16 protein-coding genes are annotated in these 21,878 nt (G+C 68.4%); 9 read left to right on the top strand and 7 right to left on the bottom strand.

Annotation, left to right across the window (positions count from 1 at the left end):
• Window positions 1-135 precede the first annotated feature (135 nt).
• The 6 genes from AC5RUP_RS12275 (at window position 136) to AC5RUP_RS12250 (ending at window position 9,162) form a co-directional block, all read left to right on the top strand.
• A complete protein-coding gene (locus tag AC5RUP_RS12275) occupies window positions 136-2,037 on the top strand; it encodes an acetolactate synthase large subunit (RefSeq protein WP_494154131.1) in 1,902 nt (633 codons plus the stop codon).
• Between the two features lie 2 nt (window positions 2,038-2,039).
• The gene (gene ilvN, locus AC5RUP_RS12270) at window positions 2,040-2,552 is read left to right on the top strand and encodes an acetolactate synthase small subunit (RefSeq protein WP_493979937.1); all 513 of its coding nucleotides are present in this window, start codon (window positions 2,040-2,042) and stop codon (window positions 2,550-2,552) included.
• Between the two features lie 35 nt (window positions 2,553-2,587).
• Window positions 2,588-3,613, top strand: coding sequence for a ketol-acid reductoisomerase (gene ilvC, locus AC5RUP_RS12265; protein ID WP_493941723.1), 1,026 nt, complete (start codon window positions 2,588-2,590; stop codon window positions 3,611-3,613).
• A 282-nt stretch (window positions 3,614-3,895) separates the two neighbouring features.
• The gene (gene serA / locus AC5RUP_RS12260) at window positions 3,896-5,485 is read left to right on the top strand and encodes a phosphoglycerate dehydrogenase (RefSeq protein WP_494154132.1); all 1,590 of its coding nucleotides are present in this window, start codon (window positions 3,896-3,898) and stop codon (window positions 5,483-5,485) included.
• 165 nt (window positions 5,486-5,650) lie between these two features.
• The gene (locus AC5RUP_RS12255; protein ID WP_494158587.1) at window positions 5,651-8,464 is read left to right on the top strand and encodes an ABC transporter permease; all 2,814 of its coding nucleotides are present in this window, start codon (window positions 5,651-5,653) and stop codon (window positions 8,462-8,464) included.
• Complete coding sequence (locus AC5RUP_RS12250) at window positions 8,461-9,162, top strand: ABC transporter ATP-binding protein (protein ID WP_494067101.1); 702 nt, start codon at window positions 8,461-8,463, stop codon at window positions 9,160-9,162. The genes AC5RUP_RS12255 and AC5RUP_RS12250 overlap by 4 nt, the downstream gene beginning before the upstream one ends.
• Before the next feature lie 329 nt (window positions 9,163-9,491).
• On the opposite strand, the gene AC5RUP_RS12245 is transcribed toward AC5RUP_RS12250, so the two are convergent.
• Window positions 9,492-10,508 carry a type IV toxin-antitoxin system AbiEi family antitoxin domain-containing protein gene (locus AC5RUP_RS12245; RefSeq protein ID WP_494154388.1) on the bottom strand — a complete coding sequence of 339 codons (1,017 nt, stop codon included), beginning with the start codon at window positions 10,506-10,508 and terminating at the stop codon, window positions 9,492-9,494.
• A gap of 222 nt (window positions 10,509-10,730) precedes the next feature.
• Between AC5RUP_RS12245 and metG the strand changes: the two genes are divergently transcribed.
• Window positions 10,731-12,290: a methionine--tRNA ligase gene (metG, locus tag AC5RUP_RS12240; RefSeq protein WP_494154387.1), complete on the top strand. Its 1,560-nt coding sequence runs from the start codon at window positions 10,731-10,733 to the stop codon at window positions 12,288-12,290.
• Between the two features lie 2 nt (window positions 12,291-12,292).
• Here the strand turns inward: metG and AC5RUP_RS12235 are convergent, their stop codons facing one another.
• Window positions 12,293-12,811: a hypothetical protein gene (locus tag AC5RUP_RS12235; protein ID WP_494092521.1), complete on the bottom strand. Its 519-nt coding sequence runs from the start codon at window positions 12,809-12,811 to the stop codon at window positions 12,293-12,295.
• Between the two features lie 226 nt (window positions 12,812-13,037).
• A complete protein-coding gene (locus AC5RUP_RS12230; RefSeq protein WP_494092522.1) occupies window positions 13,038-14,444 on the bottom strand; it encodes an APC family permease in 1,407 nt (468 codons plus the stop codon).
• A gap of 183 nt (window positions 14,445-14,627) precedes the next feature.
• On the opposite strand from AC5RUP_RS12230, the gene AC5RUP_RS12225 reads away from it, so the two are divergent.
• Window positions 14,628-14,954: a cupin domain-containing protein gene (locus tag AC5RUP_RS12225; RefSeq protein ID WP_494092523.1), complete on the top strand. Its 327-nt coding sequence runs from the start codon at window positions 14,628-14,630 to the stop codon at window positions 14,952-14,954.
• 49 nt (window positions 14,955-15,003) lie between these two features.
• Here AC5RUP_RS12225 and AC5RUP_RS12220 read toward each other — a convergent pair whose 3' ends face one another.
• Both AC5RUP_RS12220 and AC5RUP_RS12215 read right to left on the bottom strand, forming a co-directional pair.
• Window positions 15,004-17,520 carry an ABC transporter permease gene (locus AC5RUP_RS12220; protein WP_494158586.1) on the bottom strand — a complete coding sequence of 839 codons (2,517 nt, stop codon included), beginning with the start codon at window positions 17,518-17,520 and terminating at the stop codon, window positions 15,004-15,006.
• Window positions 17,521-17,522: 2 nt separating this feature from the next.
• The gene (locus tag AC5RUP_RS12215) at window positions 17,523-18,296 is read right to left on the bottom strand and encodes an ABC transporter ATP-binding protein (RefSeq protein WP_494131733.1); all 774 of its coding nucleotides are present in this window, start codon (window positions 18,294-18,296) and stop codon (window positions 17,523-17,525) included.
• A 180-nt stretch (window positions 18,297-18,476) separates the two neighbouring features.
• Between AC5RUP_RS12215 and AC5RUP_RS12210 the strand changes: the two genes are divergently transcribed.
• A complete protein-coding gene (locus AC5RUP_RS12210; protein ID WP_494131732.1) occupies window positions 18,477-19,598 on the top strand; it encodes an LCP family protein in 1,122 nt (373 codons plus the stop codon).
• A 130-nt stretch (window positions 19,599-19,728) separates the two neighbouring features.
• Here the strand turns inward: AC5RUP_RS12210 and AC5RUP_RS12205 are convergent, their stop codons facing one another.
• A complete protein-coding gene (locus AC5RUP_RS12205) occupies window positions 19,729-20,613 on the bottom strand; it encodes a DUF2382 domain-containing protein (protein ID WP_494153716.1) in 885 nt (294 codons plus the stop codon).
• Between the two features lie 489 nt (window positions 20,614-21,102).
• The gene (locus AC5RUP_RS12200; RefSeq protein ID WP_494131730.1) at window positions 21,103-21,804 is read right to left on the bottom strand and encodes a response regulator; all 702 of its coding nucleotides are present in this window, start codon (window positions 21,802-21,804) and stop codon (window positions 21,103-21,105) included.
• Window positions 21,805-21,878 lie beyond the last annotated feature (74 nt).

The raw sequence follows: 21,878 nt of genomic DNA, 5'->3' as shown, positions 1-21,878 counted from the left end.
CGTCACGCGCGAAACCCCATCGGAGCCAACCGGCTCGACGGGGTTTTTTTATTTGCAGAAGAGAACAGGGCCTTCCCCCGCTCGCGGAGGACGGCAAGCACATCAGAGAACATAAAGATCCGCAAAGGAAATCCGATGACTAAGGGATCGCCAATCAGCCCCTCGCTGATGGCCAATAAGGCGCCGGCCTCGCCCGACGCCCTCAAAACCAAAGATGTAGCTGCCTCTGTCTCTTCCGTCGTGGACGGCCTCAGCCCGGTAGTCGGGCCGAACAACATCGTGCCGCCCACGGAAATGACCGGCTCACAAGCCGTTGTCCGTTCGCTGGAAGAACTGGGCGTCGATGACGTCTTCGGGTTGCCGGGCGGGGCCATCCTCCCCACCTACGACCCGCTCATGGATTCGGCCAAGATCAACCACGTCTTGGTCCGTCATGAACAGGGTGCAGGCCACGCCGCACAGGGTTATGCCATGGTCACCGGCCGCGCCGGTGTCTGCATTGTCACCTCCGGCCCGGGGGCCACCAACCTGGTCACCGCCATTGCCGACGCGCACATGGACTCGGTGCCGATGGTGGCGATCACCGGGCAGGTCTCCTCGGCCGTGATCGGCTCGGACGCGTTCCAGGAAGCGGACATCGTCGGCATCACCATGCCGGTCACCAAGCACTCCTACCTGGTCACCAAGGCGCAGGAGATTCCCCGCGTGCTGGCCGAGGCGTTCCACATCGCCACCACCGGCCGCCCCGGCCCGGTGCTGGTGGACATCACCAAGGACGCCCAGCAGTCCACGATGAGCTTCTCCTGGCCGCCGAAGATCGACATCCCCGGCTACCGCACCGTGGTCCGCGGGCACTCCAAGCAGGTCCGCGAGGCCGCCAAGCTGATCGCCGCGGCGGAGCGGCCGGCGTTCTACGTGGGCGGCGGCGTGATCAAGGCCCACGCGTCGCAGGAGCTGCGCGAGCTGGCCGAACTGGTGGGCGCCCCGGTGGCCACCACGCTGATGGCCCGCGGCGTGTTCCCGGACTCGCACCCGCAGCACGTGGGGATGCCGGGCATGCACGGCTCCGTCTCGGCGGTGACCGCGCTGCAGCAGGCCGACCTGCTGATCACGCTCGGCGCCCGCTTCGACGACCGCGTCACCGGCGTGCTCAGCACCTTCGCCCCGGGCGCCAAGGTGATCCACGCGGACATCGACCCGGCGGAGATCTCCAAGAACCGCACCGCCGACGTGCCGATCGTGGGCTCGGTCAAGGAGATCATTCCGGAGCTGGCCGAGGCCTGCCGCGAGCGGTTCGCCGCCGAGGGAACCCCGGACCTTTCCGCCTGGTGGGCCACGCTGGACCGGCTGCGCGAGACCTACCCGCTGGGGTTCGCCGAGCCCGACGACGGCCTGATGGCCCCGCAGCAGGTGATCCAGCGGATCGGCGAGCTGACCGGACCGGAAGGCGTCTACGTTGCCGGCGTGGGCCAGCACCAGATGTGGAGCGCGCAGTTCATCAAGTACGAGCGCCCGCACGCCTGGCTGAACTCCGGCGGCCTCGGCACCATGGGCTACTCGGTGCCGGCCGCGATGGGCGCCAAGGTGGGCAACCCGGACCGCGTGGTCTGGGCCATCGACGGCGACGGCTGCTTCCAGATGACCAACCAGGAACTGGCCACCTGCCGGCTGAACAACATCCCCATCAAGGTCGCGGTGATCAACAACTCCTCGCTGGGCATGGTCCGCCAGTGGCAGACCCTGTTCTACGACGGCCGGTACTCCAACACCGACCTGAACACCGGCCACGACACCGTGCGCGTGCCGGACTTCGTGAAGATGGCCGACGCCTACGACTGCGTGGGCCTGCGCTGCGAACGTCCGGAGGACATCGACGCCACCATCCAGCAGGCGCTGGCGATCAACGACCGCCCCGTGGTGATCGACTTCGTGGTCAGCCCCAACGCGATGGTGTGGCCGATGGTCCCCTCCGGCGTGAGCAACGACCTGATCCAGATTGCCCGCGACATGACCCCCGAGTGGGAAGAGGAGGACTAGGAATGTCCCGCCATACCCTTTCAGTGCTGGTGGAGGACGTCCCGGGCGTGCTCACCCGCGTCGCCAGCCTCTTCGCCCGCCGGGCGTTCAACATCCATTCTCTGGCCGTCGGCCCCACGGAAGCAGACGGGTTCTCCCGCATCACCGTGGTGGTCGAGGCCGAGGGCGACCTGCTGGAGCAGGTCACCAAACAACTGAACAAGCTCATCAACGTCATCAAGATTGTCGAGCTGGTTCCCGAAACTTCCGTGCAACGCGACCACATCCTGGTCAAGGTCCGCGCGGATGCCGCAACACGGCTGCAGGTAACCCAGGCAGCAGACTTGTTCCGCGCCTCCGTGGTCGACGTGTCCACCGACTCGTTGGTCCTGGAGGCCACCGGCACCGCCGATAAGCTCGAGGCCCTGCTTGCAGTGCTGGAGCCGTTTGGCATCCGCGAAATAGTCCAATCCGGAACGCTGGCCATTGGCCGCGGCTCCCGCTCCATGAGCGACCGCGCGCTGCGTTCCGCCTGATTCCTTTCCACGCAATCCCAACAGGAGAAACCTAAGTGACTGAGCTGTATTACGACGACGACGCCGACCTTTCGATCATCCAGGGCCGCAAGGTCGCTGTCATTGGCTACGGCAGCCAGGGCCACGCCCATGCCCTGAGCCTGCGCGACTCCGGCGTCGACGTCCGCGTCGGCCTGGCCGAGGGCTCCAAGTCCCGCGCCAAGGCCGAGGCCGAGGGCCTGAAGGTCCTCTCCGTCGCCGACGCTGCCGCCGAGGCCGACGTCATCATGATCCTCACCCCGGACCAGGTCCAGGCCAAGGTCTACGCCGAGTCCATCGCCGACAAGCTCGAAGAGGGTAACGCGCTGTTCTTCGGCCACGGCTTCAACATCCGCTACGGCTTCATCCAGCCGCCGGCCAACGTCGACGTCGCCCTGGTCGCCCCGAAGGGCCCGGGCCACATCGTGCGCCGCGAGTTCGAGGCCGGCCGCGGTGTCCCGGACCTGATCGCCATCGAGCAGGACTTCACCGGAAACGCCAAGGCGCTGGCGCTCTCCTACGCCAAGGGCATCGGCGGCACCCGCGCCGGCGTCATCGAGACCACCTTCACCGAAGAGACCGAGACCGACCTGTTCGGCGAGCAGGCCGTGCTCTGCGGCGGCGCCTCGCAGCTGGTGCAGTACGGCTTCGAGACCCTGACCGAGGCCGGTTACAAGCCGGAGATCGCCTACTTCGAGGTGCTGCACGAGCTCAAGCTGATCGTCGACCTGATGGTCGAAGGCGGCATCGCCAAGCAGCGCTGGTCGGTCTCCGACACCGCCGAGTTCGGCGACTACGTCTCCGGCCCGCGCGTGATCACCCCGGAGGTGAAGGAGAACATGAAGGCCGTCCTGGCCGACATCCAGAACGGCTCCTTCGCCAAGCGCTTCATGGACGACCAGGCCAACGGCGCCAAGGAGTTCCTGGAGCTGCGCCAGAAGGGCGAAGACCACCCGATCGAGGCCACCGGCCGCGAACTGCGCAAGCTGTTCTCCTGGATCAAGTCCGACGACGACTACACCGAGGGCGTAGCAGCCCGCTAGGTCCGTCCGACGGCCGGCGCCCACCGCGGGCGCCGGCCGTCGCGTTTCCGGAGGCGCCGCCGTCGTAGCCGCGACCTTTCCCGTGGCCCCGCCGTCGTCGTCGTGTTTCCCCGGAGGCGCCGCCGTCGTCGTCACGTTTCCCTTGACCCGCCGTCTCTCCGGGCGATGCCGGCCGGCCGGTACCGGTAACAACTGTGGGACAGAGCCGCAGCCGTTCTAGACTGGACCCACCCCCATCTATACGCACGGCCATCACCATGCTTGCAGCGAAGGAACACCCCTGTGGAAAAACCAGTAGTCCTCCTTGCGGAGGAACTCTCCCCAGCGACCATCGAAGCCCTCGGGCCTGACTTCGAGATCCGGCAGACCGATGGAGCCGACAGGTCCCAGCTGCTGGCCGCGATCGCCGACGTCGACGCCATCCTGGTCCGCTCCGCCACCAAGGTGGACGCCGAAGCCATTGCCGCGGCCAAGAACCTGAAGGTCATCGCCCGCGCCGGCGTGGGTCTGGACAACGTGGACATCAAGGCCGCCACCCGGGCCGGTGTCATGGTCGTGAACGCCCCGACCTCCAACATCGTCTCCGCCGCCGAACTGACCGTCGGCCACATCCTGGCCCTGGCCCGCCACATCCCCGCCGCCAACGCCTCGCTCAAGGGCGGCGAGTGGAAGCGCTCCAAGTACACCGGTACTGAGATCTACGAGAAGAAGATCGGCATCATCGGCCTGGGCCGCATCGGCGCCCTGATTGCCGCGCGCATGCAGGCGTTCGAGACGCAGATCCTCGCCTACGACCCGTACGTGACCAGCGCCCGCGCCGCGCAGCTGGGCGTGCAGCTGGTCAGCCTGGACGAGCTGCTGGAGCAGTCGGACTTCATCACCATCCACATGCCGAAGACCCCGGAGACGGTGGGCATGATCGGTGCCGCCGCCTTCGAGAAGATGAAGCCCACCGCGTGCGTGGTCAACGTGGCCCGCGGCGGCCTGATCGACGAAGCCGCGCTTTACGACGCGCTGAAGGAAGGCAAGATCGCCGGCGCCGCCATCGACGTCTTCGTCACCGAGCCGAGCACCGACCTGCCGTTCTTCGAACTGGAGAACGTGGTGGTCACCCCGCACCTGGGCGCCTCCACCGAGGAAGCCCAGGAGAAGGCCGGCATCTCCGTGGCCAAGTCCGTGCGCCTGGCGCTGGCCGGCGAGCTGGTGCCCGACGCCGTGAACGTGGCCGGCGGCGTGATCGCCCCGGACGTCCGCCCGGGCATCCCGCTGATCGAAAAGCTCGGCCGGATCTTCACCGCGCTGACCCACGACTCGGTGACCCAGATCGACGTCGAAGTGGCCGGCGAAATCGCCGAGCTGGACGTGAAGGCGCTGGAACTGGCCGCGCTCAAGGGCGTGTTCAGGGACGTCGTCTCCGAGCAGGTCTCCTACGTCAACGCCCCGGTGCTGGCCGAGCAGCGCGGCATCAACACCCGCCTGATCACCACCACCGAGTCCGAAGAGTACCGCAACGTGCTCACCATCCGCGGCGCCCTGTCGGACGGTTCGCAGATCTCCGTCTCCGGCACGCTGACCGGCCCCAAGCAGATCCAGAAAATCGTGGCCATCAACGGCTACGAGGTGGAAATGCCGATCAGCGAACACGTCATCGTCTTCCTCTACGAGGACCGTCCGGGCGTCATCGGCACCCTGGGCCGGCTGCTGGGCGAGCAGGACATCAACATCGCCGGCATGCAGGTGGCCCGGAACGACGCCAGCAAGCAGGCGCTGGCCGTGCTGACCGTGGACAGCGCCCTGCCGCAGGACCTGCTGGACCGGCTCAGCGCGGAGATCGGCGCCGTCGTGGCCCGCGAAGTGGACCTGCAGGACTGACCCTCGCCGCACGGTAAAGCGCGCCCGGTCCCTGCTCCGTACCCGGGGCCGGGCCCGCTTTACGCAGACGCGCGGGTCGATTCCTCGACTGCGCTCACCTCGTGAGAACCTTAATGCCGGGTCAATTCGACCTCTGGCCTTTTTGCTGCCGTATGGAGTGATTCTGTGGAAATCCGGTTCAACGCTGCGTCACGCTTCATGCGCAGCCGTTCGCTCGTGCTGACGGTCGCCGTCCTGATCGCGGCAATGGTCCTTTCCATTTTCGTCCAGGGCCGGGCACAGGCATCGCTGACCCGGATTGTCGACGCCAACACCCGCGGCGTGTACGACATCCTGGTCCTGCCCGACGGCACCGCGGGCGACGAACTGCGCCAGCCGGACTTCCTCAGCGGCAACGGCGGCATCGCCGCGTCGGACCTGGAGCAGGTCAGGGGGATCGACGGCGTCTCCGTCGCCGCCCCGATTTCGCTCGTGTCCAAGGTGGTCCAGGACATCGAGTTCCCGCAGCTGAAGGCCACCGACTACGTCGGCTACAACCCGAACATCGAGCAGTACCTCAAGGCCCAGGGCATCAAGGACGCCGTGCCGAAGGAAGAGTGGCCGGCGCCGGATTCCGTCTTCAACGAGGAACCGACCAACTACCGGATCACCGCCAAGGCCGTCAGCTCCGACGGCCTGACGGACACCGTCCTCTTCGAAACAGCCGCCGAAGGCTCCCTGGGCCAGGCGAAGCTGGAGGAGCTGAAAGTACCCGGCGGCACCAGCCTGCGCACCGTGGCGCCCAAGGGCGAAACCGGCATCAAGTTCCCGGACCCGGCCGGCGGCAGCATGCACGGCGACTTCGACACCACCATCGCGCTGCCCATGCTCCCGCAGATCACCGAAACGGTGGTTGCCGTGGACCCGGCGGCCGAATCCGCGTTGCTCGGCGAGGCCGGCGACTTCCTGGCCCCGCTCAAGCAGGCACCGGAACCCACCGACCGCAACGCCCGGGAACTGGGCCAGCACTTCTCCTCGCAGTTCGGCATGGGCATGTTCTCCGAGGGCGGCGAAGGCGCCGCCATCGACGGGCACCCGTTCAAGTTCTGGAGCCCGTTCTTCGTCCAGTACCAGAACGCGGTGGAAGCCGGCACGCTGGACGAGGAATCCCAGGTCATCCCCATGGTGGTCCGCTCCGGCACCGACCTGGACCTGACCTACTCAGTCACCATCGAAGAACTGGACGACGCCGGCAACACCGTCAAGGAGGTCGGCACCGTCAGCAAGGAGCTGGGGGAGGGCTACCTGCCCTTCGCCTCCAGCAAGCCCTTCCAGCTGCGCTGGCCCGGCGGGGAGGACTACAACTACCTGCTGGGCTCCGGCGGCGTCCAGATGGTCGCCGGCCTGCACCAGCCGCCGGTCTGGACCACCGACTTCATGTCCAACCCGGAGTTCACCGCCGGGGACGCCGCCAGCGACGGGAGCGCGGAGCAGACCGCCACGCCGCAGGGCTGGATCCAGGTCAACAAGCTGCCGGAGAAGACCCTGCAGTGGCAGCTGGAACCGGACCAGAGCCAGCGGGAGCCGGTGGAAGAGCAGTCCTACCGCAGCACCGTGGATTCCGGCGGCGAATCCGCCACGCCGCTGCCCTTCGTCTACGGCACCTTCGATGCCTCCGCCGTGCGCGAGGCCGCCGGCGACGTGAACTACCTGCCGTTGGGCGGGTACGACCCGACGCCGGTGACCATCACCGAAGACGCCGAGGGCAAGAACGTCGACGACACCGTGATGAAGCCGGGCCTCAGCGGCGCCGGCCTGTCCGTGCAGTCCGCCGGCGCCATCACCGACTTCGCCGGCCTGGCCGCCGTCCGCGGCACCGGCGCCGAGGAGCCCGTCATCGACGCGGTCCGCGTCCGCGTCGACGCCGCCGGCTCCTGGGCCGACGCCGAAGACCAGATCAACGCCGTGGCCGCCGCGATCGAGGACCTCGGCCTGCAGACCCAGGTGGTGGCCGGCTCGGCCCGCGAGGACGTGTCCATCTACGTGCCGGACTACTACAAGGACGCCTCCGGCACGGTCAGCGACCTCGGCACCGTGCAGCAGTCCTGGGTCCGCCAGGGCGCGGCCGGCGAGGTGCAGGGCGCGCTGAGTGCCTCCAGCGCGGCGCTGCTGGCCCTGACCGTCGGCGGTGCGGCCCTGCTGACCGCCGCCAGCGCCGTCGCCTTCACCCGCTCCCGCCGGACCGAAGCCGTGACGCTGCGGGCCATGGGCTGGAACCGGCGGCGCATCCGCTCCTGGTTCCTGAACGAACTGCTGGTCGGCGGCGTCGCCGTGCTGGTGGTGGCCGTCGTTGCCAGCGCCATCAGCCGCAGCGCCGTGACCCTGTGGGTGTCGCTGATCGCCCTGGTCGTCTACGGCGCCGCCGCCTTCATCTCCGCCGCCATGCTCAAGCCGCACCCGGCGAAGGACGTCGAACCCTCCGGGGCGGCCGGCGTGCCGTCGGTGAAAACCCCGCTGCAGTTCGCCGCCCGGCAGCTGAGCACCAACCGGTTCAACACCGTGGCCATCGCGCTGGGCGTCGCGGTGCTCGGTGCCGCGGCCGGAGCCCTGGTGGCGGTGCTGGCGGACATCCCGCGGGCAGCCGGCAGCACGGCGCTCGGTTCGCTGGCCGCCTCGCAGCTGAGCGGCCTGAACATCGCGCTGGCCCTGCTCGGCGTGGTCACGGCGCTGCTGCTGGCGCTGATGACCACCCGGTTCGAGGCGCGCCGCAAGCGCGAACAGTTTGCCATCCTCGGCGCCATGGGCTGGACGCCGACGCTGCTGCTGCAGGCCCGCCGCGGCGAGGCCGGCATCACCGCCGCCGTCGCCCTGCCGCTGGCGGTCGTCGGCGCCGTCGTGACCGCCCTGTTTATTGCACCGCATACTGCGGTGTGGGCCGCTGCCGCTGGCATCGCGGCCGTGCTCCTCTGGTTTGTTTTGATGACAAGGACCCGGAAATGATTGAAGAACCCCTGACCCGCGCCGCCACCAAGGAGCGCACCGCGGACCACGCCATGCCGGTGGAGCTGCGCGGCATCACCATCAGGTACGACGGCGGTGCCGAGCCGCTCGTGATTGCCGAGGACTTCGACCTCGGCCTGGAAGCCGGCACCATGCACTGCCTGGCCGGCCGCAGCGGCTCCGGCAAGACCAGCATCCTCACCGTGGCCGCCGGGCTGCAGCAGCCCACCGCCGGCGAGGTGTTCTGGCAGGGCGACGCCCTCAGCACCATGGACGACGACGAGATCTCCGACCGCCGCCGCGCCCTGATCGGCTACGTGGACCAGGGCGGCGCGCTGATCGACGGCATGAGCGCGCTGGAGAACGTCCTGCTGCCGGCCGTGCCCGACGGCAAGGTGGAAGAGCGCACCGAGATGGCCAAGGACCTGCTGGACCTGGTCGGGCTGGGCCGCCGCATGCGCCACCGTCCGGGCCAGCTCTCCGGCGGCGAACGCCAGCGGGTGGCCATCGCCCGGGCGCTGATCCTGGGCACCAAGGTCCTGGTGGTGGACGAGCCCACCGCCAACCTGGACCGCGAACAGGCCAACAAGATCATCCACATCCTGAAGGACACCACCAAGGACGGCATTGCCGTGCTCGTGGCGTCGCACGACCAGGAACTCATCAAGGCCGCGGACAGCAGCACCCGGATGAACTAGGGGTCCGCGCAACATCCCAAGGCGCGCGGGCACCCGAGGGCAGAGGGCACCCTCCAAACCTCCGCACGCGTAAACATGCCGGCGGCCGGCGGACCTCGATCATTAGGCGGGAGGCCGTGACCTGCCCGGCGTCCGCCGGCAGCAGGCTCGGGCGGGGCACGTCCCAACCGCCGCCCGCGTACCGGATCCCGCCACCAGGTCAGGGATTGGCGTTCGAGATCATCGCTCACGGCCCCTGATCTGGAGACGAGGTCAGGGGTCAGCGTCCAGATCACCGGTTGTAGCCCCTGCCCTGGCAGCCAAAGGGGGATCTGGTGGATGGCGTTCGCTCACGCCGTCCGGCCGGAGGCCTTGCGGAACGCCTCGTTGTACTTCCTGACCAAACGCTGCCTGAGCGCATCGTCGTCGTCGAGATGGCTCCACCGGACGCGGACGATCGTCCAGCCGTCTTCCATCAAACTAGTCTCCCGCTTGCGCTCGTCCAGAATTACCTGGTCCGTCGGGTGATAGGCGCGGTACTTGCTGTCGCCGTCGAACTCGAAGATGAGCTTCAGTGCCGGCCAAGCGAAGTCAGCGCGATAAGTGCCCTCTGCCGTCCTGATCTCGTGTTGAAGTACCGGCGGCGGGAAGTTCCAACTGCGCAGTTTCAGCCGCAATCTGGTCTCACCCGCCGATTCGGACCGCCCATCGACGGTGTCGAGCACTTGCCGGACGCGTGTCAAGAAGCGTGAACCGGGGGCGGCGTCCGCCAATTCATGCATCCGTTCGAGGCTCGCACCGAGCTGGAGGGCCGAATCGGCGATGACCACGGCGGGTTCGAACCGCAGCGCCCGCGCGCAGTCCAGCACCGTCCGTTCACGGGATGTCACGCGGATGCCTCCGTCCAGAATCCGCACGTCCCGATCCGGGACCTGGTGGGTGTGCCGCACCACCCCGGTGCCAGCGGACTTCTCGCCACGGCGGCCGCGCTGGATCACATGGATCTCGTTCGGCACGTTCCAGATGTGCAGGCCCCACAGCCGTGCGGCCGAACTATGGCTGTAAACAAGGTTGCCGTCGGAAGCCGCGTGGTGGGCTTTGATCATCAGCACGTGCTGGTCCCACGGTTTATGCGCCCGCCAGTATTCCTCCGAGACGTAGATGCCTCGCCGCAGGCGGTGCAGGATCTTGCGGCGCACGGCGGCAGTGATCTGGCGTTCCTCGATCCCGTGTTCGCGCAGTTCCCGGTAGCTGACTATTCGGTCAATGCGGCATGACTGCCCGAGACTGCCGATGAGTTCGTCCATCGAACCAACGTGCCCCACGTCCCGCCCGCCGTCGATCCCCGCGGCCTCATCTGTGGACAAAGCACGACGGCGGCGCTCCTCGCCTGGCGGCACTCCGGTGAGGCTTCCGTGGATGGAGCACGACGGCGGTGCTCCCTCCCCGGGTGCGACACGGCGGGTGCTGGGTGCGCACCCGGTGCTGGCCGTTGCCGCGATCCACTCAGAGCTTCCGTCCCGCATGGACGCACCACCGCGGGCGTGGCACATTTCGACAGCGCCGAACGCAGAGGGTAATTTCATAGGGTGACCGCATCCGAGCCCAAGCCCCCGTTCTACATCACCACGGCCATCACGTACCCCAACGGCGTGCCGCACATCGGCCATGCCTACGAGTACATTGCGACCGACGCGATGGCGCGTTTCAAGCGCCTGGACGGCTACGACGTCATGTTCCTGACCGGCACGGACGAGCACGGCATGAAGATCGCCCAGACCGCCGCCAAGGAGGGCATGACGCCCAAGGAATTGGTGGACCGGAACACTGCGGCCTACAAGTCGGCCCATCAGGTCCTGGAAATCTCCTACGACCGGTTTATCCGCACCACCGATGCCGACCACTACGCCGCCTCGCAGGCCATCTGGAAGAAAATGGAAGAGGCCGGGGACATCTACCTGGGCAAGTACGAGGGCTGGTACTCGGTCCGCGACGAGGCCTACTACGCCGAGGACGAGACCGAACTCCGCGACGACGGCAAGCGCTACTCCATCCAGACCGACACCGAACTGACCTGGACCGAGGAGGAAAGCTACTTCTTCCGGCTCTCCAACTACCAAGACAAACTGCTCAAGCTCTACGAAGAGCACCCCGATTTCGGCGCCCCGCGCAGCCGCTTCAACGAGGTCATCAGCTTCGTCAAGGGCGGCCTGGAAGACCTGTCGATCTCCCGGACCACCTTCGACTGGGGCGTGCCGGTCCCGGGCAACGACAAGCACGTCATGTACGTCTGGGTGGACGCCCTGACCAACTACCTCACCGGCGTCGGCTACCCGGACACGGAGTCGGAGTCGTTCAAGAAGTTCTGGCCGGCCGACGTCCACGTGATCGGCAAGGACATCTCCCGCTTCCACGCCGTCTACTGGCCCGCCTTCCTGATGTCGGCCGGGCTTGAACTGCCCAAGCGCGTCATGATCCACGGCTTCCTGAACAACAACGGCGTGAAGATGTCCAAGTCGCTGGGCAACGTGGTCGCTCCCGCCGAGTGGGTGGCACAGTACGGCCTGGATCAGGTGCGCTTTTTCCTGCTGCGCGAGGTTCCCTTCGGCGCCGACGGCTCCTACAACCACGACGCCGTGGTCGGCCGGATGAACGCGGACCTGGCCAACAACCTGGGCAACCTCGCCCAGCGGTCGCTGTCCATGGTGGCGAAGAACTGCGAGGGCAAGGTCCCGCAGCCCGCGACACTCGCCGCCGAGGACCACGAACTGCTGGCCCGCGCCGAGCGCCTGCTCGAGAAGTCCCGGGCGGCCTACGAGGTCCAGGATTTCCACGGGTCGCTCGAAGCCATCTGGACCGTGCTCGGCGACACCAACGCGTACTTCGCGGAACAGGCCCCGTGGGTGCTGCGCAAGACCGACGTGGAGCGGATGAACACCGTGCTCTACGTGACGCTCGAGGTGCTGCGCATCGTCTCCATCCTGGTTCAGCCGGTCATGCCCACCGCGGCCGGCAAGCTGCTGGACGTGCTGGGACAGGACGACGACGGCGCCCGCGACTTCGCTGCCATCGGCACGGCTTTGGTGCCGGGCACCCCGCTGCCGGCGCCCACGCCGATCTTCCCGAAGTACGAAGAACCGGCAGGGTAGCCCTACCCGCCCGGCAGGAAGCGGCGGCCCGCAGTAGCGGCCATGATCCGCTCCACCCGCTTCTGCTGGTCCACGGCTTTGGCTTCCAGTTCCTGGAAGCGGGTGGCGTCCAGCCGGTGGTCCCGCGGCGCCAGGACGGTCAGGACCTGCCACATGCACTGCTTGCCGCGCAGGGCGGACAGCAGCGATTCGAGTTCCAGCTGGGCGCCCACCCCGCCCGAAGCGCGCGTGGGATTGAGCGGGTTCACCTTGCTGGCGATGGCGCCGGCCATCGAGCCGAGCTGCTTGAGCTTGTTGCGCCGGTAGCCGAGGCTGCGGTGCAGGGCCTTCAGTTCCTTGCGCTCTGCGGACACCTCGTCGCGCAGCTTCCGGAACTCGGCCTCCTCCGGGGTTCCCGCCCACGACTGGCGGACGGCGTCGAACAGCTGCACGCCCGCAGCCGAACCCAGCAGGTGGTAGTCCAGATAGGCGGCGAGGTTCTCCTGGTCCAGTGTCCGGGTCCGGTGTTTCTTGGCGGCCATGGCCTTCCTTCCTGCTGGCTCTCATCGCACCCGCGGCGCTCTCATCGGGCCGCCGGCGTCGTCGTCACGCGGACGGCCTCCGCCGTCGTTGTTTCACTGTCCTTACCCACCCATGCACCGGGTCAATCGCCCGAGTTCCGTCAATCGGCCGCTCCGGTCCATCGGCTGCTTCGGTCAGGTGCCGGTGCGGCCCAGCGCCCGGTGCGATCCGTACGCCCCGGTCCCGTCAACCGCCCAGTTCCTCCGGGCTGCGGAACCGCGTCTTCCTGCCGTACGCGCCGCGGTTCCAAAGCCAGGTGAGCAGCCACAGCACCAGGCCGAGGCCGATCAGAACGCCGGCAATCTGGTATTCGATGGGATCCTGCGCCCACGGGCCCACCAGGAAGAGGCAGGTGGCCATGCCGAAGTAGGGCAGCACGGTGGGGGTGCGGAAGTGTTTGCGGTCGACCGGTTTGCGGCGTAGGACCAGCACCGCCAGGTTCACGATCGTGAAGACGCCCAGCAGCAGCAGCGCGGTGGTGCCGCCCAGCGCGGCCACGGTGTCGGTGCCCATCAGGTTGGTGACCACGAAGATCAGGACGAACGCAATGAGCGTGGTGAAGATGATCGAGGCCCAGGGCGAGCGGCGGTTGGGGTGGACCTTTCCCAGGAACCGCGGCAGCACGTCCTGGCGCGCCATGCCGTAGAGCAGGCGGCTGGCCATCAGCATGTTGATCAGCGCCGTATTGGCCACGGCGAACATGGACAGGAACGGGTAGATGACGTCCACCGGGAAGCCCGGCGCGCCGACCGACACGACTTCCAGCAGCGGGGTCGGGCTTTCCGAAAGCTGCCCGATCGGCACGATGGCCACCGCGGTGATGGACACCAGCACGTACACGATCACGGTGATGCCCAGGCCGGTGAGCATGACCTTGGGGAAGGTCGTGACCGGATCCTTGGTCTCTTCGGCCATGTTTACCGAATCCTCGAAGCCCACGAAGGAGAAGAAGGCGAGCGAGGTGGCGGCGGTGATGGCTAGGAAGACGCCCTTGTCCTCCGAGGTCTCGAACACCATGACCCGGCTGAAGTCGACATTGCCCTGGCTCATGGCCCAGAAGCCGATGAAGATCACGATCAGCAGGCCGGTGAACTCCACCACCGTCAGGACCACGTTGAACTTCACCGACTCGCTGACGCCCCGGAAGTTGATTCCCGCCAGGACCGCCATGAAGATGATCGCCACCCATGTCACGCCGGTCTGGTTCCAGTCAAGGTTGAACCCGGCGATGAAGTTCTCACCCAGGAACTTGGCGGCGGTGGAGGCGGAGGTGATGCCGGAACTGAGCACGGCGAACGTCACCAGGAAGGTGAGGAAATGGACGCCGAAGGCCTTGTGCGTGTACAGCGCGGCCCCGGCGGCCTGCGGGTACTTGGTGACGAGTTCCAGGTAGGAGAAGGCGGTGATGGTGGCCACGACGAACGCGAGCAGCAGCGGGGCCCACGCCGCGCCGCCCACCTCGCCGGCCACCTGTCCGGTCAGCGCGTAGACGCCCGTGCCCAGGATGTCACCCACGATGAACAGGAGCAGGAGTTTGGGTCCTATGGCCCGTTTCAGCTCCGGTTGTTTTTCGGTTGCGGTGGAACCGCTCATGCCTTTCCTCCGTCCACACGGCACTCTGCACTGGTCTTGTGCGGCCAACGTAGCATCAGGGCCCGCAGATGTCTCCGCCGCGGGCGGCCGCCGGGGGAGGCGGGCGGCTTGATTGCCGTCCCTAGGAGTGCGGTCGCGCAGTGGGTAGAGTGTCGGCTACCCGCCGACCGGAAGGCCGCTCCGATGACCTACAAGGCCCTGTCCCTTGCCAGCCTGCGTCCCGCCTCGGGAGCCGCCGTCTTCCATGGCAGCGAACACGGCGCCCACGCATCCTTCTTCGTGAACTCGCGCGGGGCGGAGCGCCACCGCCATCCCTACGAGGAAATCTTCGTACTGCTCGACGGCGAGATCGACTTCACGATCGACGGCCAATCCGGCCATGCGGGCGCCGAAACCGTGATCGTCATCCCGGCCTATGCCTGGCACGAGTTCACGGCCACCACCCCGGACGGCGTGAGGATGGTGAACATCCACCCCGTCGCCGAAATGCAGACCGAATGGGCCAGATAGCCGCCGTCCCGCGCCTGCCGAAGGCCGGGCTGGGACGGCGGCGCTCCGGTCAGACGGTCGCCAAGCCTTCCACGGGGGAGAGGCGGGCGGCGCGGCGGGCCGGGAGCACGGAGGCCAGGAGGCCGGCCACCACGGCCACGGCCAGCACGCCGAGCAGCTGCAGCCATGGGACGTCCGGAACTACGGTGGCGAACGCACCGAGCGCCGACTGCGCGCCCAGCCAGCCGTAGACCGCGCCGAGCACCGATCCGATCAGCGCGGCGACCCCGGCGATGAGCACGGCCTCCAGCGCCAACATTCCGCGCAACTGCGACGTGGTCAGCCCGAGCGCCCGCAGCAGCGACGACTCCTGCGTGCGCTCCAGCACGGAGAGCGAGAGCGTGTTGGCCACACCCACCAGCGCGATCAGCACCGCGACGCCCAACAACCCGGTGACCACCAGCAGCAGCACATCGATCACCTGATTGAACGCGGCACGTTCCACGGCGGCGCCGGACACCTGGTGCTCGTCCACGTCGAGCCCGGCGGCCAGTTCGGTCCGCAGTTCCAGGAGCGCCCCGGCATCCAGGTCCCGGTCCACGGACACCCATAGCTGCGGCAGGGCGGAGTAGTAGTCCGGGGAGTCGGCGGCGGGCAGCTCCGGCACGCCGATCTCGGCGGCCACGGCGGCGGAGATCAGTGGCGGCAGCGTGCGGCTGTCGGCCTCCACCACGCGCAGTTCCTTGGACCCCCGGCTGCCGGTCACGGTCAGAGTCTCCAGGCCCGAGCCCTGTGGCATCAGCACCGTGGTCCCGTCCAGCTCCAGCGAGCCGTCCTGCAGCAGGCCCAGCTGCTCCGGCGCCAGCTGGTACACCCCGATCCGCTGGCCGTGCAGGTCGGCGAAGCCGCCGTTCGTGACCAGACCGGCGGCAGCAACGCCGTCGTACGTGACGGCGGTGGCCGCGGCGGAGGCGTCCAGCGGTTCTCCGCCGAGCGTGAGGTGCCCGACCGCCAGGTCCACCGGATACTCCGCGCCCAGCTGGGCGTCGAAGGCGGTGCGGGCGGTCTGCGCGCCGGTCATCATCATCGCCACCAGCGTCACGCCGATCAGCAGCGCGGTGGCGGTGGCGGAGGTCCGCCCCGGGTTGCGCACCGCGTTCACCGCGGCCAGCTTGCCCGGCACTCCCGCGGGCTTCGCCAGCGTGCCGACGGCGGTGACCAGCGGCGGCACGAACAAGGTGGCGCACAGCAGCAGCCCGACGAAGGAGAGCATGCCGCCGGGCAGGGCAATCAGCAGGTTCGCGGACAGCGCTCCGAAGGCCAGCAGGACGGAGCCGCCCACCGTGAGCGCGACGCCGATCGCGAGCCGGACCTTGCCTTTGCGGTTGCCGGTGCGCGCCTCGTCGGCCGGGCGCAGGGCGGCCAGCGGTGCCACCCGGGTGGCGGCACGTGCCGGAGCGAGGGCGGCCAGCACGGTCATCAGGATGCCCGCCGCGAGGCCGACGGCGACGGCCGACGGCGGCACCGCCAGCGCGGCGAACTCGGTGTCCGGGTGCCCCTGCAGCACGGCGATGACCCCGGCCATCAGGGCCACCGCACCCAGCACGCCCAGCACGGAGGCTCCGACGCCGACCAGCAGGGCCTCCGCCAGCACGGCGTTCCGGATCTGCCCGCGGTCCGCGCCGATGCAGCGCAGCAGCGCCAGCTCGCGGGTCCGCTGGGCGATCAGCACCGAGAAGGTATTGGCTACCACCAGCGCCGAAACCAGCAGGGCCACCAGCGCGAACGCCAACAGCACAATGGTCAGCTGGTCGCTGCCGCCGGTGAGGCCGGCCACCACGGCCTTGGTCTGCTCCGCGGCCGTGTTCACGGTGGCGTCGTCGAAGCCGGCCTCCGCCAGTGCCGCGGCCACCGAGCCCTGCACCGTGCCGGCAGCGCCGCCCGGGGCCAGATCCAGCTGGATGTTGTGCAGCTGCGGTCCGGCCTCGCCGGCCAACTGCCGCACCAGGGCGCCGCCGGCGTAGAACTGCGCCTGGCCCATCATGAACGGGTCCTTGGACGGCTTCACGATTCCGGAAACCGTCAGCCCGGTCCCATCGGCGGCAATGTCCTCGGCGGCCACCATCCCTACGGTCGGCGCCAGCTCCAAGGTGTCGCCGACCGCCAGCGCCTTCTTCTCGGCCGTCGCGGCGTCCACCGCGACCTCTCCCTCCGCCGGCAGGGCTCCTTCCAGCAGTTCCAGGTTGTCCAGTCCGTCGGGGGCGGTGTTCTGCAGAACCCCGTAACCGGCGTCGGCCCGGGATCCGAACGCGACCGGCGCCATCTCCCGCGCGTACACCTCGCCGGCGCCCTCGGCGGCGGCGACGGCGTCAACGGCCGCCGCGTCCAGCGGCCGGTCCGGAGGGCCGGAGACCACCAGGTCGGCGTTCCGGAAACCGGCGCCGATGCTGTTGCCCAGCGAGGCTTCGGTGGACGCGTTGACCATCAGCGTGGCGGTCAGGAACCCCACCGCCATCATCACGGCCAGCCCGACGGCGATGAACCGCCGCGCGTGCTGCCGCACCTGTGCAAGCGCTACCTGCAGCATGGTCAGGCCCCCAGCTTGGCCAGGGCGGCCAGGATCGCGTCGGTGTCGGGCCGGTTTAGTTCGCCCACCAGCTCGCCGTCGTTCATCAGCACCACCCGGTCCGCGTAGGAGGCGGCCACCGGATCGTGCGTGACCATGATGATGGACTGGCCCATCTCCCGGCAGGACCGGCGCAGCAGCGAGAGCACCTCCGCGCCGGATTTCGAGTCGAGGTTGCCGGTGGGTTCGTCGCCGAACACGACGTCGGGGCGGGTCAGCAGCGCCCGCGCCACGGCGACGCGCTGCTGCTGGCCGCCGGACAGCTCGTGGGGCCGGTGCGCGAGCCGGTCGGTCAGGCCGAGCGTTGCGGTGACATAGCGGAACCAGTCCTGGTCCACCGAGCCGTTGGACAGGGAAATCGGCAGGGTAATGTTCTGCTCCGCGGTCAGCGTGGGCACCAGGTTGAAGGCCTGGAACACGAAGCCCACACGCTCGCGGCGCAGTCTGGTCAGCTGGGAGTCGCTCAGCGAGGTGATCTCGGTCCCGCCGATCCAGAGGTTGCCCGCATCGGCGGTGTCCAGCCCGGCCAGGCAGTGCATCAGCGTGGACTTGCCCGAGCCGGACGGGCCCATGATCGCGGTGAACGAACCGGCCTCAAAAGTGGCCTCCACCTCCTTCAGGGCGTGCACGCGGGTGTCGCCGGTGCCGTAGGTCTTGTTCAGGCCGCGGGCCGCGGCCGCCGGGGTGGTGCCGCCCGGGGCAGCGGCGGCGGGTGATTGCTCAGTACTGGTCGTCATACCCTTACGCTATGGAAACCGCGCCTGGTGCGGATCAGCCGCAGGTCTGGTCTCCGCTGCCGCCGGCTCATACCCAGGGTGGAGAGCGCGGGCGCGACGGGAAGGGCTGATCTGGCGGGCGCTCAGCCGTCATGCGGTGAAACCTTTGCGCGGCGGCCGGGTACGCGGGAACATGAAGCCATGAAACTTGCCCGCCTCGCCGCGTTCCCGCTCGTATCCCTGCTCCTCCTGACCGGCTGCGCGCCGAAGGACGAGCAGCCCCGCCCGCTGCATTCGGCCACCCCCAGCCCCAGCATGGTGGAGACCGGCGGGATGCCCGAAGCCCTGGCGGAGCTGGCTACGGCCATCTACGAGGGCGGCGACGTTGCCGCCAACAAGCTGGCTGCCGGTGCGCTCGCAGACCGGACCCCGGTCGAAGCCAAAACCACTGTCAAAGCCGCGACCGGCAATTGGAACGGGCAGGACATGGCCGTCCTGATCTCCGGCGACGACGTGACCCTCGCCGTCGACAAGGACGGAACCTGGACCGCGGTGGGCGGCTGGTGGCCCTCGCTCGACGTGAACAAGACCGTTCTGGGCGGCAAGCGCCACGTCCTGCTCATAGGCTCCGACGCCCAGAAGAGCAAGGGCGAGAAGGTTCGTGAAGCACGGGCCGATGCCCTTCAGGTAATCGGCGTGGACGGCAAGGGCGGAGGCGGCATCCTGGGCATTCCGCGGGACCTTTGGGTGGAGATGCCGGGCGGCGGGCAGGCGAAGATCAATGCGGCCATGATGCGTGGCGGACCCAAGGCGCAGCAGAAGGTCGTGGCGGACGTGACCGGCCTGAAGGTGGAGGGCTACATCCTCACCGGTTTCAGGCAATTCGAGGACCTGGTCGATGAAATAGGCGGCGTCACCATTGACGCCCCGATCCCGGTGCTGGACGTTAAGGCGGGCAAGAGCAAGCTCGACGGCGAGACGGCGCTGGACTACGCACGGGAGCGGAAAACCCTGCGCAACGGCGACTTCGGCCGCTCCGCGCACCAGGGGGTACTGCTGCTCGGATTCGCCGCCATGGCCAAGATGAGCGGGCCGGCCGGGCTGGTCGACCTGCTCACCGCCGCCGATCCGGAGGTCGAAACCAACCTGAGCGCGGAGCAGGCGCTGACGCTGGGCGCCTGGGTCTACAAGACCAAGCCGGCCAAGGTAGGGCACCAAGTCCCCGAGCCCGGCTTCGGCTACAGCGCCGACGGCCAGTACATGCTGCCCATGGATGCCAAGACCCGCAAAATCTTCAATTCCTTCGCCGACGGCAATTTGTAGGCACGCGTCGGACTGGCAGGGGCAAAGGAACCGGGCTGCCCCCGGCAGGCGCCGCCCACACTGCCCGGACGAGCGAGAGGCCGGGGCGGGAGTGCTCCCGCCCCGGCCTTGCGCGTCGGCCTGACCCCGGCTAGCGACGACGGGTGTCGTCGTCCGTGCCGTCGGTCTCGATGCGTTCCTTACGCACCTCTTCGTCAACTCTGACCTCGTCGGTGACCGTGTCCTTTTCGAGCCGGACACGTTCCACCGGGACGGTCTCCTTCTCCACGACGGGCCGCTCCTCGTGGAGCGTGACTTCGTGTTCCTCGTCGCTCAAATCGGGGCCGGACATGGCGTCGCCGCGGTTGGCGTCGGTGATCGGTTCGCGTTCGATCCGCACTTCCTCGCGCTGCACCGGCACGGTCTGGGTGACATTTTCGGTGGTGACGTACTTGCGTAGCCTGGCCCGACCCGTCGCCTGCCTCTCGGTACCGACATTCAGGCGCTCCTCGGAGCGGGTCATGGCGTCGTCGGTCGTGGGACCGGAGGTGTCCCGGCCCACCGTGCCCGGGGCGTCCTCGGTGTAGGTGCCGCGGGTATCGTCGGTGCCGTACTTGCCGGTGGTGCCTGCGGTGCCCGTGCCGGTAGTGGTGCCCGTGCCGGTGGTGGTGAAGTCGGTGTCCCGGCCGGTCGTGGCGTCGGTATATGTCCGCCCGCCGCCGCCCAGCTGATAGTGCGCGTAGAGCCGGTCCTCCTCTGCGGGCTCAAGGTAGCCATCGACGTCGACCCGCGGGGCGTCCTTGATCTGGTCCTTGGTGTAGGGGACCACGATGTCGTCACCTTCCACGCGGGCGGCTTCGAGCGGGACGAAAGTTTCGGAGGAGCCGAACAGGCCGGTCTTGGCCGTTACCCACGTGGGGCGGCCGCTGTCGTCATCGGCGTAGACCTGGCCGATGGAGCCGATCTTGTCTCCGTCAGTCGAAACGACGTTTCCGCCGCGGCTGAGCAGGTTGTTGATTTGTTCTTGGGCGAGCATGGTGTCTCCTTAGGATTCGTCCGATGTCTCTGGAGGTCCGGGTCTTAGGCGGGTCCGGTTCTTTGGAGGGTCCGGCGTCCGTGTCGGGCATGATCCCCGCAGCCCTTAACGATTTAACCTAAGCATGCTTATTAATCCTTGGCAAGGCCCCCGAAGCGTGCAGCCGCAGGCGGGGGCAGGTGCTTTTTCGGGCGGGCTTTTGAGGTGGGCTGCAGCCGGCCCCGCCGCACGGCCAGCTGGGATTTCACTCAACCCGGCGGTCCCCGTTCTTGCGCCTCGGCGGCTATTGTTCCCCGGATTGACCCGCCTTCGGCCCGCAGTTCCGGGAAGACAGCCCACCACGCGGCCCGTCCATGGGCCCGCAGCCCCCCTGCGTGAGCCCGCCGCCTCCACCCGTCCAGAGCCAGCCCCCCTGGCGGAGGAGCTCACCTTCCTAGCCCGCCCTCCCCGGTCCACCGCCCCGGAAGCTTCGGGGCGCGGATCCGAGTCCTACGGGCTGACCACTCCGGTTTCGTAGGCGATCAGCACGGCCTGCACCCGGTCGCGGGCGTTCAGCTTGGCGAGGATGTGCCCCACGTGCGTCTTCACCGTGGCCTCCGACAGGAACAGCCGGGCGGCGATCTCGGGGTTCGACAGCCCCCGGGCGATCAGCGTGAACACCTCGCCCTCCCGCGGGGTCAGCGACTCGACCGCCCGATGGTTTCGGCTGAGGGACGGACTGGGGATGCGCAGCAGCGGGGCCACGTGGTCGAGCAGCCGCCGCGTGGTCGACGGGGCGATGACGGCGTCGCCCCGGTAGACGGTGCGGATGGCTTCGAGCAACTCCTCCGGCGGCGCGTCCTTGAGCAGAAATCCACTGGCCCCGGCCTGAATGGCGGCCAGCGCGTATTCGTCCAGGTCGAACGTGGTCAGCACCACCACCTTCAGCCCGGCCCGGTCCGAACCGCCGGGCTGCGCCCCGGCGCTCTCGAGCAGCCTGGTGGTCGCCTCAATCCCGTCCATGCCCGGCATCCGCACATCCATGAGCACGACGTCGGAGCGCACCGTGGCGAGCGCGGTCACCGCTTCGCGCCCATCGCCTGCCTCGGCCACCACCTCGAGGTCGGGCTGGGAGTTGATCAGCATCTTGAAGCCCCCGCGGACCAGCTGCTGGTCGTCCACCAGGGCAACGCGGATAGGGGAATCGGTCATCGGAATCTTTCTGGGTCGGCGGTCCTGCCGCTGGCGGCTAAGTTCCGCGCGCAAGGGCGGGTCGCTTCGGGGTG

It is taken from the genome of Arthrobacter sp. Y3223151 (assembly GCF_059091125.1).
Note: the sequence above shows the minus strand (reverse complement) of the source record. Positions and strands in the feature narration are given on the sequence as shown.

What these genes read in the sequence shown, in the direction of transcription:
- AC5RUP_RS12275 (WP_494154131.1), top strand. Translation starts at nt 136, where the DNA reads ATGACTAAGGGATCGCCAATCAGCCCCTCGCTGATGGCCAATAAGGCG.
- ilvN (WP_493979937.1), top strand. Translation starts at nt 2,040, where the DNA reads ATGTCCCGCCATACCCTTTCAGTGCTGGTGGAGGACGTCCCGGGCGTG.
- AC5RUP_RS12250 (WP_494067101.1), top strand. Translation starts at nt 8,461, where the DNA reads ATGATTGAAGAACCCCTGACCCGCGCCGCCACCAAGGAGCGCACCGCG.
- AC5RUP_RS12235 (WP_494092521.1), bottom strand. Translation starts at nt 12,811, where the DNA reads ATGGCCGCCAAGAAACACCGGACCCGGACACTGGACCAGGAGAACCTC.
- AC5RUP_RS12230 (WP_494092522.1), bottom strand. Translation starts at nt 14,444, where the DNA reads ATGAGCGGTTCCACCGCAACCGAAAAACAACCGGAGCTGAAACGGGCC.
- AC5RUP_RS12225 (WP_494092523.1), top strand. Translation starts at nt 14,628, where the DNA reads ATGACCTACAAGGCCCTGTCCCTTGCCAGCCTGCGTCCCGCCTCGGGA.
- AC5RUP_RS12220 (WP_494158586.1), bottom strand. Translation starts at nt 17,520, where the DNA reads ATGCTGCAGGTAGCGCTTGCACAGGTGCGGCAGCACGCGCGGCGGTTC.
- AC5RUP_RS12215 (WP_494131733.1), bottom strand. Translation starts at nt 18,296, where the DNA reads ATGACGACCAGTACTGAGCAATCACCCGCCGCCGCTGCCCCGGGCGGC.
- AC5RUP_RS12210 (WP_494131732.1), top strand. Translation starts at nt 18,477, where the DNA reads ATGAAACTTGCCCGCCTCGCCGCGTTCCCGCTCGTATCCCTGCTCCTC.
- AC5RUP_RS12205 (WP_494153716.1), bottom strand. Translation starts at nt 20,613, where the DNA reads ATGCTCGCCCAAGAACAAATCAACAACCTGCTCAGCCGCGGCGGAAAC.
- AC5RUP_RS12200 (WP_494131730.1), bottom strand. Translation starts at nt 21,804, where the DNA reads ATGACCGATTCCCCTATCCGCGTTGCCCTGGTGGACGACCAGCAGCTG.